Origin of the sequence: Pseudonocardia sp. UM4_GMWB1 (assembly GCF_017312155.1) — a bacterium.
GTDB lineage: Bacteria > Actinomycetota > Actinomycetes > Mycobacteriales > Pseudonocardiaceae > Pseudonocardia > Pseudonocardia alni.
The window spans coordinates 2,027,626-2,041,407 of sequence record NZ_QJPN01000001.1 but is presented as its reverse complement, the minus strand read 5'-3'; the positions used below and the strand labels follow the sequence as shown (position 1 = coordinate 2,041,407).

The following is a 13,782-nucleotide window of genomic DNA, read 5'->3' as shown; positions in this document are numbered from 1 at the left end:
AACGCTGTTCCGGTTACGCAACCCGGAGGCCCGCGAGGAAGAAGCCGACGGCGCGGCGGGCGTCGTAGGCGGAGTCGGCCTCGGCGCCGAAGCAGAGGTTGCCGATCCCCCGCAGCACCTCGTAGGCGGTGACGTCGGACGGCAGCTGCCCGGCCTCCTGCGCCGCCCGGACGATCCCCTCCCCCGCCGGCAGGAGCCGCTCCAGGAACAGTTCGTGCAGCGCGGCGGAGCGGCCGTCGTCGTGGACGAGCATCGCGACCAGCCCGTGCTTGGTGACGAGCAGGTCGACGAACTCCCCGACCCAGGCCACGAGGGCGTCGAACGGCGTCGGACCGGCGTCCAGGCAGGTCCGTGCGGCCGCCGCACACCCCTCGACCTGGTGCCGGTAGACGGCGACGACCAGGTCGGGCCGGGTGGGGAAGTGCCGGTAGACCGTCCCCACGCCGACCCCTGCGCGGGCGGCGATCGCCCGGACCGGCGCGTCGACGCCCGCGGTCACGAACTCGGCCGCGGCGGCCTCGAGCAGGGCGGCACGACTCCGCCGGGCGTCGGACCGGACCGGTTCCCGCTGCACACCCACCGCACACTCCCTTGCTGACCGGAACACTGTTCCGTATCGTACTCGGAACATTGTTCCGTTTCATCGTCCGCCGTCGTCCCGCACAGGAGTTCCCGTGTCCCGAGCGTCCATCGGCATCATGACCGCCCAGATGCAGACCACCTACGACGACCTGCTGCGCGTCTGGCTGGAGGCCGACGAGCTGCCCGGCATCGAGCACGCCTGGCTGTTCGACCACCTCATGCCGATCGGCGGCGACCCGCTGGGGCCGGCCCTCGACGGCTGGACCACCCTGTCCGCGCTGGCCGCTCGGACCCGACGGCTGCGTCTGGGTCTGCTGGTCACCAGCAACCGGTTCCGCCCGCCCGCGGTGCTGACCAAGATCGCGACGACGGTCGACGTCGTCTCCGGCGGACGGCTCGACCTGGGCATCGGCGTCGGGTCCCGCCCGGACCACCCGCTCGCCCGCCGCGAGTACGAGGCGCACGGCCTGCCCTTCGCCGCCACCGCCGACGCCGTCACCGCGCTCGACGAGGCCTGCACGGTGATCCGGCGGCTGTGGACCGAGACCGAGCCGTTCGACGTCGACGGCGAGCAGGTGCGGCTCACCGGCGCGTTCGGCAGCCCGAAGCCGGTGCAGGCCCACCCGCCGATCGTGATCGGCGGACGGGCCAGGGCGACGCTGCGGATCGCGGCCCGGCACGCCGACGTCTGGAACATCCCCGGCGGCGACCTCGACGACGCCGTCGCCCGCAGCGCGCTGCTCGACGAGCTGTGCGCCGACATCGACCGGGACCCGGCGGAGATCACCCGGTCGATCCACCTGGGCGTCTCCTACGACGACCCGGCGGACGCCCGCGAGCGGGTGTCCGCCGCCGTCGGCGCGGGCTTCGGGCACGTGGTCCTGGGGCTGCCCGCCCCGTTCCCGCAGGGTGCCGCCCGCTGGGTGGCCGACGAGATCGTCGCGCAGGTTTAGCCGACCGGATAGTTCGGTCATCTAACTACCATGGCCTCCTCCCGGCACGCCCTCATCTCCGGCGCCGGCATCGCCGGCTCCGCGCTCGCCCTGCGCCTGGCCGCGTACGGCTGGCGGACGACCGTCCTGGAGCGCGCGCCGCGGCAGCGCGACGAGGGGCACAACATCGACGTCCGTGGCACCGCTCGTGAGGTCCTGCGCCGGATGGGCCTGGAGGACGCCGTGCGGGCCGCCGGCACCCGCGAGGTCGGCTTCCGCGTGATCGGCGACGACGGGCGCCCGGTCGCCGAGATCCCGATGGACCCGACCGGGTCGGCCGACGGTCCGACCGCCGAGCTGGAGATCCTGCGCGGCGAGCTGACCCGGGTGCTGATCGGGGCCGCGCCGGGGTCCACGGCGTTCCGGTTCGGCACCCGGATCACCGGCGTCGAGGACCGGGGCGCCGGCGACGGCCCGGCCCGGGTCGCCCTCGACGACGGCACCACGGTCACCGCCGACCTCGTCGTGGTCGCCGAGGGGCTGCGGTCGCGCACCCGCGACCTGGTGTTCGACGACGTCACCGTCCGCGAGACCGGCCTGTACGGCGCCTACCTGACGATCCCCCGCACCGCCGACGACGACGCCTGGTGGAACTGGTTCCACGAGACCGGCTCGCGCGGGGTGCACCTGCGCCCGGACAACCTGGGCACCACCCGCGCCATGCTGACCTTCCTGTCCGGGGTGCGCGGCCTGGAGACCCTCGGCGACGCCGACGTCCGCACCGTCCTGCGGCGGACCTTCGCCGACGCGGGCTGGGTCGCCCCGCGGATCATGCGGGAGCTCGGCGACGGGCCGGGCGGGGCCCCGATGTACTTCGACGCCGTCGGGCAGGTCACGGCCCCGCGCTGGAGCTCGGGACGGGTGGTACTGCTCGGCGACGCCGCGTACTGCCCGTCGCCGCTGGGCGGCGGGGGCACGAGCCTGGCCCTGATCGGTGCCTACGTACTGGCCGGGGAGCTGGCCTCCCGCCCCGGCGACACCGCGGGTGCGCTACACCGTTACGAGGAGCTGCTGAGGCCCGCGACCGAGCAGGCGCAGAAGCTGCCGCCGCTGACGCTGGCCAACCCGCGGACCCGGGCCGGGATCCGGACGCTGCGCACCGCGTTCCGGGCCGTCGCGAGCCCGGTCGGGAAGCGGGTGACCGGGCTGCTCGGGGCCACCCCGACCGGCGCGGTCGACGCGTTCCGGCTCCCGGACTACCCGGCGCCGAGCTCGTCGAGCGTGGCGACGACCGCGCGCAGGTAGCGCTCGACGACCTCGCCCTCGTCGGCGGAGAGGCGGCGGGCGACGTCGTCGAGGGCCCGGACGGCCGGCTCCCACTGCGCGAGCCGCGCGCGGAAGGACTCCTCCCGCGAGCGCACGGTGACCCGGCGGCGGTCGTGCGGGTCGGGGACACGCTCGAGGTGGCCGGCCGCCTCGAGCCGGTCGATCAGCGCGGTGGTCGAGGCCGGCCGCAGGTCCAGCCGCCGGGCCAGCTCGGTCGGCCCGAGCGAGTCGTGCACGTCGAGCAGCCGCAACGCCCACAGGTCGGTCGGGTGCAGCCCCGCCCGCCGGGCCTGCCTGCCGGTGAACTCGTGGGTCGCCCGGTTCACCGCCTCCAGCGCGAGGGTCGGGCCGGCCAGCCCCTCCAGCAGGTGTCGTCGCTCGCCCATGCGGCCTCCCGGCGTCGGTCCACGGCACCGTAGCCGGACGGGCCCGGCCGCAGCCGCGGCAGGACCGGTCACGAGGTGGTCACGAATTCGCGACGCCGTTTCGGGGACACCTCCCCGCTCTCGACCGTCGAATGGGAATGAATCCGCATCAACTGATCGACGACCCGCAGGTGACGGCCCTGCGCAACCTTCCACCCGATCGGGTGACGCCATATTTCTGCGCACCATTCCCGACGGCGACCCGACGATTTCCCGGAACCGCCCCGTGCGTAATCTCCGGAATCGTGATCGAGCTGGAGGGGGTCTCCAAGGTCTACCGGACCGGAGCCCTCGAGCTGCGCGCACTCGACGCCGTGGACCTGCACGTCGACGACGGCGACCTCGTCGCGATCATGGGCCCCTCCGGCTCGGGCAAGTCCACGATGATGAACATCCTCGGCTGCCTCGACGTGCCGAGCTCCGGCGCCTACCGGCTCGACGGCATCGACGTCGGCCGGATGTCGGACAACAGGCTCGCCGACGTCCGGCTGCAGAAGATCGGTTTCGTCTTCCAGTCGTTCAACCTGCTGCCGCGCACCTCGGCGCTGGCCAACGTGGAGCTGCCGCTGGTCTACGCCGGCGGGCGCGACCGCCGGGGCCGGGCGCGGCGCGCGCTGGAACGGGTCGGGCTCGGCGACCGCGGCGACCACCGGCCCAACGAGCTCTCCGGCGGCCAGCAGCAGCGCGTCGCGGTGGCCCGTGCCCTGGTCACCGACCCCTCGATGATCCTGGCCGACGAGCCGACGGGGAACCTCGACACCGCCTCGACCACCGACGTCATGAACCTGTTCGTGGAGCTGAACGAGAGCGGCCGCACCGTCGTGCTGATCACCCACGAGCCCGAGGTCGCGGAGTTCGCCAAGCGCGTGGTGACCCTGCGCGACGGCCGGATCGTGGGTGACGAGCGCCGATGACGATCTGGGAGTCCGCGCGGATCGCGGTACGGGGCCTGCGGGCCGGGCCGCTGCGGTCGCTGCTGACGATGCTCGGGATCATCATCGGGGTCGCCGCGGTGATCGTGCTGGTCGCCTTCGGCAACGGTCTGCAGCGCTTCGTCGCCGACGCGTTCGGCCCGCTCGCCAACCAGATCCAGATCACCCCGGACCGCGGTGGCATCAGCGGCAGCGGCACGCCGCGCGACCTCACCGACGCCGACGTCCGCGCCCTGCGGGACCGGGCCTCCGCACCCGCGGTCGCCTCGGTCAGCCCGACGGTGACCGGCTCGGCGCAGCTGCAGCTGGCCGGTGGCGGGAGCGTCCGCAGCGGCGTGACCGGCGCCGACGCCGACTACCTCGACATCACCAACCGGGAGCTCGTCGTCGGGTCGTTCTTCGACGACCGCCAGGCCACGACCCGGGCGAAGGTCGTCGTGCTCGGCCCCAACCCGGTGGCGACGCTGTTCGGCGGCCGCGCCGGCGAGGCGCTCGGCTCGGAGGTGCGGATCGGCCGCACCTCATTCCGGGTGATCGGCGTGCTCGCCGCCAACGGCCAGCAGGACGACATCGCCGTCATGCCGCTGGGCGCCGCACGCGCCTACCTGACCGGTGGCGGCGACGTCGTCGACCAGATCACCGTGCGCGCGGTGTCCACCGACGCGGTGCCGCAGGCGGTCGAGCAGGTCACGACGGTCCTCGACGACCGGCACCGCATCGACGACCCGCAGGACCGCGACTACACCGTCACCGCGCTGCAGAGCCTGCTCGACCAGTCCTCGCAGGTCCTGAGCTTCGTGACGATCTTCGTCGCGGCGGTCGCGGGCATCTCGCTGCTGGTCGGGAGCATCGGCGTCGCCAACATCATGCTGGTCACGGTGACCGAGCGGACCCGCGAGATCGGCATCCGCAAGGCCATCGGCGCGCGCCGCCGCGCGATCCTGCAGCAGTTCCTCATCGAGGCGATGGTCCTCACCGGCATCGGGGGGGTCATCGGGATCCTGGTCGGCGTCGGTGTGTCCGTGCTGGCCGGGATCGTCCTGCCCCGCCTCGTACCCGACTTCCCCGCCCCGACGGTGTCGGCCGGATCGGTGGTGCTCGCCTTCGGGGTGAGCCTGCTGATCGGGCTGCTCGCGGGCGGTTTCCCCGCCAACCGGGCCGCGCGGATGCGGCCCATCGACGCCCTGCGGCACCAGTGACAGCGCCCGCGACAGCACCGAGGAGCACTTCATGACCCGACTGCGGCTCGCGGGCAGCCTGCTGCTCGCCGGACTCGTCGGCCTCACGGCCTGCACCGGAGGGGACCAGCCGCCGCCGACGGCCGTCGTCGACCGGGGTGTGGTCTCCACCGGGGTGTCGGCGTCGGGGTCGCTGGTGTCGATCACCCAGCAGAACCTCGGGTTCACCGACGGCGGCCGGGTCACCGAGCTGCTCGTGGAGGTCGGCGAGACCGTGGCCGCCGGGCAGCCGCTCGCCCGGCTCGACGACGCCGAGGCCCTGTCCCAGGTCGCCGCCGCGCAGGCGGGGCTGGACCAGCAGCAGGCGTCGCTGGGCAAGCTGACCGGCGCGAACACCGTCGAGGCCGCGCAGGCGTCGCTGGCCTCGGCCGAGTCGGTACTGGCCGCGACCCGCGACCAGGTCGGGGCGCAGAACGCGGCGAACGACACCGCCGTCGAGCGGGCGAGGGTCCAGCTCGCCTTCGACCGCAAGCAGCTCGCCGCGGCCCAGGAGAAGCTGGAGACCGACCGGCGGGCCTGCAAGCGCTCCGGCGGCAGCACCGCGTCCGCGACCCCGGAGCCCACCGCCGACCCGTCCGGCGGCGGGCTGCTCGGCGGTCTGTCCGGCGGGTCCGGCACCTCGGGCGGGTCCGGCCTCGGCGCGGCGACGACCGACCCGGCCTGCACCGCCGTCGCCACCGACGAGCAGGCCGTGACGACGGCGAAGGGCCAGGTCATCACCTCGCAGACGGCGCTGGCGCAGGCCGAGGGCACCCGGGACACCGGCGCCGCCTCCGGCCGGGTCTCGATCGCGAACGCCGAGAGTGCGGTGTCCGACGCCCGCTCGCAGCTCACCGGGGCGAACAACGACGCACCTGCCGACGTCGCGGTGCAGGACGCCGTGGTCGCCGACGCCCGCAACACCCTCGCCGACGCCCAGCGCGCGCTCGACGACACCCTGCTGCGCGCCCCGGTCGCCGGCACCGTGTCCGCGATCAACGGCGCGGTCGGTGACGTCGTGCCCGCCGCGAGCGCCGCGACCGCGCTCGCCCCCGGCACCGACGCCCGGATCCCGCAGGCCGTCGGGTCGGCGTCGGCGGCCTCGGGCGGCGCGGGGGCCACCGGTGGCGGCGCGTCCGCAGCGGGCGGGGCGCCGTTCCTCACCCTCAACGACCTGCAGACCTACCAGCTGGTCGTCCCGTTCGAGGAGAGCGACGCCGCCCGGGTAGCGCCGAACCAGACCGTCGACGTCACCGTCGACGCGCTGCCCGGGGTGAGCCTGCCGGCGACCGTGGTCGCCGTCGCGCCGACCGCGACGCAGCTGTCGGGCGTCGTGAGCTACTACGCGACCGTCGTGCTGAACCGCACCGACCCGCAGCTGCGCGACGGCCAGACCGCGCAGGCCGACGTGCGTACCGAGGCCCGCAACGGGGTGCTGCGGGTGCCGAACACCGCCGTCCGGCAGGAGGGCGGCCGCTCGGTCGTCGACGTGCCCGGCGACGACGGCGCCGCGGTGACCCGGCAGTTCGGTCCCGGCCTGGTGGGCGACCAGTTCACCGAGGTGCGGTCCGGCCTCGACGACGGCCAGCAGGTCCTGCTGCCGCAGGCCACCGTCGAGGCGACGCCGGGCCGTCCTGGCGGCGGGCCCGGCGGGGGTGGCCAGGGCGGGAACTGACCGCCGCGGGGTCACGCTCGGCGGCTCGCTCGCCCGTTCACCGAGTCACGGGTGTCGGTCGTTCGGTCCCGCAACGATCACTGCCAGGCTGGCCCACGCACATCCGTAGGACGCGGCCCCGGGCCGCATCGGGAAGGAGCAGTCGTGGGCGACATCGCCGGTAAGTTCGACAAGGCGTACGAGGGCAAGGGCGTCGAGGAGCTGGCCGACGCCCCCGTCGACTCGCTGAAGGGCGTCTCCGAGGGCGACGCGAAGCTCCTCAAGGAGGCGTTCAACATCACGACCGTCCGTGACCTGGGCACCAACAAGTTCTTCCTCTGGGCGCAGGCGATCAGCAAGCTCGCGGACTGAGCACCCCGGTGCGGGGCGGACACACACTCTTCACACGGTTACCCCGCGCGGCCCTACCCCGGTCCGGCCCGCACTCCCTAGCTTGTCCCCACACCGACGGTTCCGTCGGCGAGGACGTGCCCCGGGAGGACGCCATGGCCCACGATCCGTCGGAGTACCTGGAACGACGACAGCTGCGGACCGGGGCGGCGGGCTGGGTCCTGCTCGCCGGGCTCGGCGTCAGCTACGTCATCTCCGGCGACTACTCCGGCTGGAACTTCGGCCTCGCCCAGGGCGGGTTCGGCGGGCTGCTGATCGCCGGTGTCGTCATCGCGGGCATGTACTTCGCGATGGTGCTGGGCATGGCCGAGCTGTCCTCGGCGCTGCCCGCCGCGGGCGGCGGCTACACCTTCGCCCGCCGCGCGCTGGGCCCGTGGGGCGGGTTCGCGACCGGCACCGCGATCCTCATCGAGTACGCCATCGCCCCCGCGGCGATCGCCACCTTCATCGGCGCCTACGTCGAGTCACTCGGCCTGTTCGGGATCACCGACGGCTGGTGGGTCTACCTCGCCGCCTACCTGGTGTTCATCGGTATCCACATCGCCGGGGTCGGCGAGGCCCTCAAGGTCATGTTCGTGATCACCGCGATCGCCGTGCTCGGGCTGCTGATCTTCGCCGTCGCCGCCGTGCCACTGTTCGACGCCGCGAACCTCGTCGACATCGCGCCGACCGCGGCCGCCGGGGCGTCACCGTTCCTGCCGTTCGGCTACCTGGGGATCTGGTCGGCGGTGCCGTTCGCGATCTGGTTCTTCCTCGCGCTGGAGGGCGTCCCGCTGGCCGCGGAGGAGGCACGCGACCCCGAGCGCAACGTGCCCCGCGGGATCGTCGCCGCGATGCTGGTCCTGCTCGTCACCGGGGCGCTGGTGCTGGTCCTCGCGACCGGCGCGCTCGGCGCGCAGACGCTGTCGGAGTCGGGCAACCCGCTCGTCGAGGCGCTCGGCGGGTCGACCGCCGGGGTCGTCGTCAACTACGTCGGTCTGGCCGGGCTCGTCGCGAGCTTCTTCTCGATCATCTACGCCTACTCCCGCCAGACCTTCGCGCTGTCGCGTGCCGGGTACCTGCCGCGGGTGCTGTCGGTGACCAACAGCCGCAAGGCGCCCACCCTCGCCCTGATCGTCCCCGGCGCGATCGGGTTCCTGCTCTCGCTGACCGGGCAGGGGGACGTGCTGCTGAACATGGCGGTGTTCGGGGCCGCGCTGTCGTACGTGCTGATGATGGTCAGCCACATCGTGCTGCGCCGGACCGCGCCGGAGATGCCGCGGCCCTACCGGACCCCCGGCGGCGTCGTCACGACCGGGTTCGCGCTGGTCGTCGCCGTGCTCGCCGTCATCGCGACGTTCCTCGTCGACCCGGTCGCGGCGGGCGCGACCCTCGGCGCCTTCGCCCTGTTCATGCTGTACTTCGCGCTCTACTCCCGACACCACCTGGTCGCCGCGGCCCCCGACGAGGAGTTCGCGGCGCTGGCACAGGCGGAGGCCGAGCTCACGTGACGACCCGCAGGGCCTCCGTCGGGGGGCACACCCACGAATTCGCGGACCTGCGGGCGCTGCTGGCCGCCGCCACCCCGGAACGCTCCGGGGACGTGCTGGCCGGTGTCGCCGCCCGCTCGGAGTCCGAGCGCGTGGCCGCCCAGACGGTGCTCGCCGACCTGCCGCTCGCGACGTTCCTGACCGAGCAGGTCGTCCCCTACGAGGACGACGAGGTGACCCGGTTGATCGTCGACTCGCACGACCGCGCGGCGTTCGCCCCGGTCGCGTCGATGACCGTCGGCGGGTTCCGTGAGCACCTGCTCGACCCGTCCACCGACACCACCGCGCTCGCGCCCGGCCTGACCCCGGAGATGGTCGCGGCGACGGCCAAGCTGATGCGGCTGCAGGACCTGATCGCCGTCGCGCGGCGCACCCCGGTCGTCACCGCGTTCCGCTCCACGGTCGGGCTGCCCGGCACGATGGCGACCCGGCTGCAGCCCAACCACCCCACCGACGACCCGTCCGGGGTGACCGCGTCCATCGTCGACGGGCTGCTGCTCGGCTGCGGCGACGCCGTCATCGGCATCAACCCGGCGACCGACTCGCCGCAGCGCACCACCGACCTGCTGCACCTGATCGACGAGGTGCGCACCCGCTACGACATCCCCACCCAGTCCTGCGTGCTCGCCCACGTCACGACCTCCATCGAGATCATGGAGCGCGGCGCCCCGGTGGACCTGGTGTTCCAGTCCGTCGCCGGGACCGAGGCGGCGAACACCGGGTTCGGGGTGACCCTGGCGATGCTGCGCGAGGCGCACGACGCGGCGCTGTCGCTGGGCCGGGGCACCGTCGGCACGAACTGCATGTACTTCGAGACCGGGCAGGGCTCCGCGCTGTCCGCCGACGCCCATCACGGCGTCGACCAGCAGACGCTGGAAGCGCGGGCCTACGCCGTCGCCCGCGCGTTCGACCCGTTGCTGGTCAACACCGTCGTCGGGTTCATCGGGCCGGAGTACCTCTACGACGGCAAGCAGATCACCCGCGCCGGTCTGGAGGACCACCTGTGCGGGAAGCTGCTGGGTGTCCCGATGGGCGTCGACGTCTGCTACACCAACCACGCCGAGGCCGACGCCGACGACACCGACGCCCTGCTCACCCTGCTCGGCGCGGCCGGTTGCTCGTTCGTGATCTGCGTGCCCGGCGGCGACGACGTGATGCTCCACTACCAGTCGCTGTCCTTCCACGACGCGCTCTACGCCCGTCAGGTGCTGGGCCTGCGTCCCGCCCCCGAGTTCGAGGGGTGGCTGTCCACCATGGACATGCTGGCACCGGACGGACGGCTCAAGGAGCTGGCCCCCGCGGCGGTCCGTGCGCTGACGGCGGGTGTGGGGTGAGCGCGGCGGACCCGCTGGAGCTGCTGCGGGCCTCCACCCGGGCGCGGGTGGCGCTCGGCCGGGCCGGGGACGCACTGCCGACCGCGCGGCTGCTGGAGCTGCGCGCCGCGCACGCCGCGGCGCGCGACGCCGTGCACACCCCGCTCGACGTCGACGCGCTCATCGACCGGATCGCCGCGCTCGGGGTGGACACGCTGCGCGCCGCCGGGGCCCCGGTCGACCGCACCGAGTACCTGACCCGGCCCGACCTGGGCCGTCGTCTCGCCGGCGGCGCCGACCTGCCGCGCGGGGAGCACGACGTGGTGCTCGTCGTCGCCGACGGGCTCTCGCCCCGCGCGGTCGCCGAGCACGCCCCGGGGATGCTGGCCGAGATCCTCGACCGGCTCGACGGGTGGCGGGTGGCGCCGGTCGTCGTCGCCACCCAGGCCCGTGTCGCGCTCGGCGACGAGATCGCGACCGCGGTCGGGGCGCGGCACGTCGTCGTGCTCGTCGGGGAGCGGCCGGGGATGAGCTCGGTCGACTCGCTCGGGCTGTACTTCACCTACGACGCCCACCGCGGCCGCCGCGACTCGGAGCGCAACTGCATCTCCAACGTCCGCCCGCCGCACGGCACCGGCTACGCCGCCGCCGCGACCACGCTCGCCCTGCTGATGAGCGAGGCGCGGCGGCTGAAGCTGTCCGGGGTCGCCCTCAAGGCCGATCCGGCGCTGCCCCCGGGTGGTCCGGACGGCTGAACACGGCGGGCCGCTTCTCCAGGAAGGCCGCCATCCCCTCCGTCCGATCCGGCGTGGCGAACAGGGCGTGGAAGGTCCGGCGCTCGAACCGCAGCCCCTCGGCCAGCGAGGTCTCCAGCGCGACGGCCACGGCCTCCTTCGCCGCGGCGGTGGCCGTGCGCGACATCCCCGCGATCGTGGACGCGACGGCGAGGGCCTCGTCGAGCAGGGTGTCCGCCGGGACCACCCGGCTGACCAGGCCGGACCGCTCGGCCTCCGCGGCGTCCATGGTGCGCCCGGTGAGGCACAGGTCCATCGCCTTCGCCCGGCCCACCGCGCGGGTGAGCCGTTGCGAGCCGCCGATCCCGGGGATGACCCCGAGCCGGATCTCGGGCTGCCCGAACCGGGCGGTGTCGGCGGCGACCAGCACGTCGCACAGCATCGCGAGCTCGCAGCCGCCCCCGAGCGCGTGCCCGGCGACGGCCGCGACGAGCGGGGTGCGCAGCCCGGTCAGGCCGTCCCAGCCGGCGAACAGGTCGGTCGCGACGACCTCGGCGTGCGACAGCCCGGCCATCTCGGCGATGTCGGCCCCGGCGGCGAACGCCCGGTCCGAACCGGTGATCACCACCGCCCCGACGGCCGGGTCGGCGTCGAAGGCCCGCACGGCGGTGACCACCTCGTGCATGAGCTCCTGATTCAGCGCGTTGAGCGCCTTCGGCCGGTCCAGCCGGACCAGCCCGACCCCCTCGGCCGGGGTGCTGACGACGATCGTGGTGTACCCGGTCACGACTGTTCCCTCCGGATGTCGGTGATGATCGCCGAGAAGTCCTGGGTGCGCGGGTCGCGCGCGGTGAACTCGGCGTAGCGCTCGGTGGCGCGCCTGCCGACCGCGGTGTCGACGCCGGCCTCGGCGGCCGCGGCGTCGGCGAGCCGCAGGTCCTTGAGCATGAGCTGGGCGGCGAACCCGCCGGTGAAGTCCCGGTTGGCCGGGCTGGTGGGCACCGGCCCGGGCACGGGGCAGTTGGTGTCGACCGCCCAGCACCGGCCGGACGAGGTGGACAGCACGTCGTAGAGGGCCTGCGGTTCCAGCCCGAGACGCTCGGCCAGCACGAAGGCCTCGGCGACCACGACCATCGACGCGCCGAGCACCATGTTGTTGCACATCTTCGCGACCTGGCCCGCGCTCGGCCCTCCGCAGTGGACCGTGCGCTTCCCGAGCACGGCGAGGACCGGCCCCGCGGCGTCGACGGCGGCCTGCTCACCGCCCACCATGAAGGTGAGCGTCCCGGCCGCCGCACCCACGACGCCGCCGGAGACGGGGGCGTCGACCGACGGGTGCCCGGTCGCGGCGGCCCGCGTGTGGGCCGCCCGGGCGGAGGCGACGTCGATGGTCGAGCAGTCCACGAACAGCGCACCGTCCGGAGCGGCCGGGAGCAGCTCGTCGTGGACGGCCAGCACGTGCCCGCCGGTGGGCAGCATGGTGATCACCACCTCGGCGTCGCGGACGGCGTCGGGGCCGGTGGGGTGCACCGTCACCCCGGCGGCGGCCGCGGTGTCGCGGGCCGCCGGGGCCGGGTCGTACCCGGTGACCTCGTGCCCGGCGGCGACCAGGTTGGCGGCCATCGGGCCGCCCATGTTCCCCAGTCCGACGACGGCGATCCGGCTCATCGGTCCTCCCCCAGCCCCAGCTCGTCGGTGTCGGTGAGCGGCGCGAAATAGCCGTCCACCAGGGTGTCGTCGACCTGTTCGAGCACCGGTGGGTTCCAGCGCGGGTTGCGGTCCTTGTCGACGACCTGCGCGCGGATCCCCTCGACCATGTCCGGTTCGGTGAGGCAGCGCAGCGACACCCGGAACTCCTGGTCGAGCGCGTGCTCCAGCGACGGGAGCCGGCGCGCCCGGCGCACCGACTCCAGCGCAACCTTCACGCACGACGGCGAGCGCTGCCCGATCGTCTTGGCGGTGTCCTCGGCGTCGGGCACGCCGGACGCCGAGAGCCGGGCGACGATCTGCTCGGCGGTGCCGTCGGCGTAGCAGCGGTCGATCCACCACCGCGACGCGCCGAGCCCGGCCTCGGGCTCGGGGGCGGCGAGGTGCTGGAGCAGGTGCCCGAGGTGCTCGTCGAACGCGGCGCCGGTCACCCGGACGTCGCCGAGCGCGGCGAGCAGCGCCGGGACGGTGTCGGTCGGCAGGTACCAGTCGGCCAGGCCCATGGCCAGGGCGTCGCCCGGGCCGAGCCGGCACCCCGTCAGCGCGGCGTGCGTGCCGAGCTCACCGGAGGCACGGCCGAGCAGCCAGGTGCCCCCGACGTCCGGGACGAACCCGATCCCGGTCTCGGGCATGGAGATCTGCGTGCGTTCGGTGACGATCCGGTGGCTCGCGTGGGCCGAGACCCCGACCCCGCCGCCCATGACGAGCCCGTCCATGACCGCCACGAACGGCCGCGGGTAGCGGGCGATCCGGGCGTTCAGCCGGTACTCGTCGCGCCAGAAGTCCCGGGTCGCGGTGCCGCCGGCCCGCGCGTCGTCGTGGATGGCGCGGATGTCGCCGCCCGCGCACAGGCCGCGCTCGCCCGCGCCGGTCAGCAGCACCGCGCCGATCCCGTCGTCGTGCTCCCAGTCGTCGAGGGCCGCGGCGATCGCGCGGACCATGTCGTGGGTCAGGGCGTTGATCGCCCGGGGCCGGTCGAGCTCGATGTGCCCGATCCGGCCGGTGCGTGTGAGGCGCACG

At 74.2% G+C, this 13,782-nt stretch carries 14 protein-coding genes; 9 read left to right on the top strand and 5 right to left on the bottom strand.

Annotation, left to right across the window (positions count from 1 at the left end; all coding sequences use genetic code 11):
* Positions 1 to 13 precede the first annotated feature (13 nt).
* Positions 14 to 580 carry a TetR/AcrR family transcriptional regulator gene (locus tag DMP15_RS09925; protein WP_312888862.1) on the bottom strand — a complete coding sequence of 189 codons (567 nt, stop codon included), beginning with the start codon at positions 578 to 580 and terminating at the stop codon, positions 14 to 16.
* A 130-nt stretch (positions 581 to 710) separates the two neighbouring features.
* On the opposite strand from DMP15_RS09925, the gene DMP15_RS09920 reads away from it, so the two are divergent.
* Together DMP15_RS09920 and DMP15_RS09915 are read left to right on the top strand one after the other, a co-directional pair.
* Positions 711 to 1,535: an LLM class flavin-dependent oxidoreductase gene (locus DMP15_RS09920; protein ID WP_443217696.1), complete on the top strand. Its 825-nt coding sequence runs from the start codon at positions 711 to 713 to the stop codon at positions 1,533 to 1,535.
* A gap of 30 nt (positions 1,536 to 1,565) precedes the next feature.
* Entirely contained in the window at positions 1,566 to 2,819 is a 1,254-nt protein-coding gene (locus DMP15_RS09915) for an FAD-dependent monooxygenase (RefSeq protein ID WP_337825744.1), read from the top strand.
* On the opposite strand, the gene DMP15_RS09910 is transcribed toward DMP15_RS09915, so the two are convergent.
* Complete coding sequence (locus DMP15_RS09910; protein ID WP_161151479.1) at positions 2,771 to 3,226, bottom strand: MarR family winged helix-turn-helix transcriptional regulator; 456 nt, start codon at positions 3,224 to 3,226, stop codon at positions 2,771 to 2,773. The two genes, DMP15_RS09915 and DMP15_RS09910, sit on opposite strands and share 49 nt — an antisense overlap.
* A gap of 284 nt (positions 3,227 to 3,510) precedes the next feature.
* Between DMP15_RS09910 and DMP15_RS09905 the strand changes: the two genes are divergently transcribed.
* The 7 genes from DMP15_RS09905 (at position 3,511) to eutC (ending at position 11,076) form a co-directional block, all read left to right on the top strand.
* Entirely contained in the window at positions 3,511 to 4,179 is a 669-nt protein-coding gene (locus DMP15_RS09905; RefSeq protein WP_073577370.1) for an ABC transporter ATP-binding protein, read from the top strand.
* Positions 4,176 to 5,396, top strand: a complete 1,221-nt coding sequence (locus tag DMP15_RS09900) for an ABC transporter permease (RefSeq protein WP_073577369.1) — start codon at positions 4,176 to 4,178, stop codon at positions 5,394 to 5,396. The genes DMP15_RS09905 and DMP15_RS09900 overlap by 4 nt, the downstream gene beginning before the upstream one ends.
* 31 nt (positions 5,397 to 5,427) lie before the next feature.
* Positions 5,428 to 7,089: an HlyD family efflux transporter periplasmic adaptor subunit gene (locus DMP15_RS09895; RefSeq protein WP_337825743.1), complete on the top strand. Its 1,662-nt coding sequence runs from the start codon at positions 5,428 to 5,430 to the stop codon at positions 7,087 to 7,089.
* Between the two features lie 144 nt (positions 7,090 to 7,233).
* Positions 7,234 to 7,440 carry a hypothetical protein gene (locus DMP15_RS09890; RefSeq protein ID WP_337825742.1) on the top strand — a complete coding sequence of 69 codons (207 nt, stop codon included), beginning with the start codon at positions 7,234 to 7,236 and terminating at the stop codon, positions 7,438 to 7,440.
* A gap of 134 nt (positions 7,441 to 7,574) precedes the next feature.
* Positions 7,575 to 8,969 carry an ethanolamine permease gene (eat, locus tag DMP15_RS09885; RefSeq protein WP_179762123.1) on the top strand — a complete coding sequence of 465 codons (1,395 nt, stop codon included), beginning with the start codon at positions 7,575 to 7,577 and terminating at the stop codon, positions 8,967 to 8,969.
* Positions 8,966 to 10,342 carry an ethanolamine ammonia-lyase subunit EutB gene (locus DMP15_RS09880; protein WP_337825741.1) on the top strand — a complete coding sequence of 459 codons (1,377 nt, stop codon included), beginning with the start codon at positions 8,966 to 8,968 and terminating at the stop codon, positions 10,340 to 10,342. Before eat ends, DMP15_RS09880 begins: the two co-directional genes overlap by 4 nt.
* Entirely contained in the window at positions 10,339 to 11,076 is a 738-nt protein-coding gene (eutC, locus tag DMP15_RS09875; protein ID WP_337825740.1) for an ethanolamine ammonia-lyase subunit EutC, read from the top strand. Before DMP15_RS09880 ends, eutC begins: the two co-directional genes overlap by 4 nt.
* Here the strand turns inward: eutC and DMP15_RS09870 are convergent.
* Genes DMP15_RS09870 through DMP15_RS09860 form a run of 3 tightly spaced genes read right to left on the bottom strand, consistent with a single transcriptional unit; the run spans position 11,033 to position 13,781 of the window.
* Positions 11,033 to 11,842, bottom strand: a complete 810-nt coding sequence (locus DMP15_RS09870; RefSeq protein ID WP_337825739.1) for an enoyl-CoA hydratase — start codon at positions 11,840 to 11,842, stop codon at positions 11,033 to 11,035. The two genes, eutC and DMP15_RS09870, sit on opposite strands and share 44 nt — an antisense overlap.
* The gene (gene mmsB / locus DMP15_RS09865) at positions 11,839 to 12,723 is read right to left on the bottom strand and encodes a 3-hydroxyisobutyrate dehydrogenase (RefSeq protein WP_337825738.1); all 885 of its coding nucleotides are present in this window, start codon (positions 12,721 to 12,723) and stop codon (positions 11,839 to 11,841) included. Before mmsB ends, DMP15_RS09870 begins: the two co-directional genes overlap by 4 nt.
* Complete coding sequence (locus DMP15_RS09860) at positions 12,720 to 13,781, bottom strand: enoyl-CoA hydratase/isomerase family protein (RefSeq protein WP_337825737.1); 1,062 nt, start codon at positions 13,779 to 13,781, stop codon at positions 12,720 to 12,722. The genes mmsB and DMP15_RS09860 overlap by 4 nt, the downstream gene beginning before the upstream one ends.
* Position 13,782: the final 1 nt, after the last annotated feature.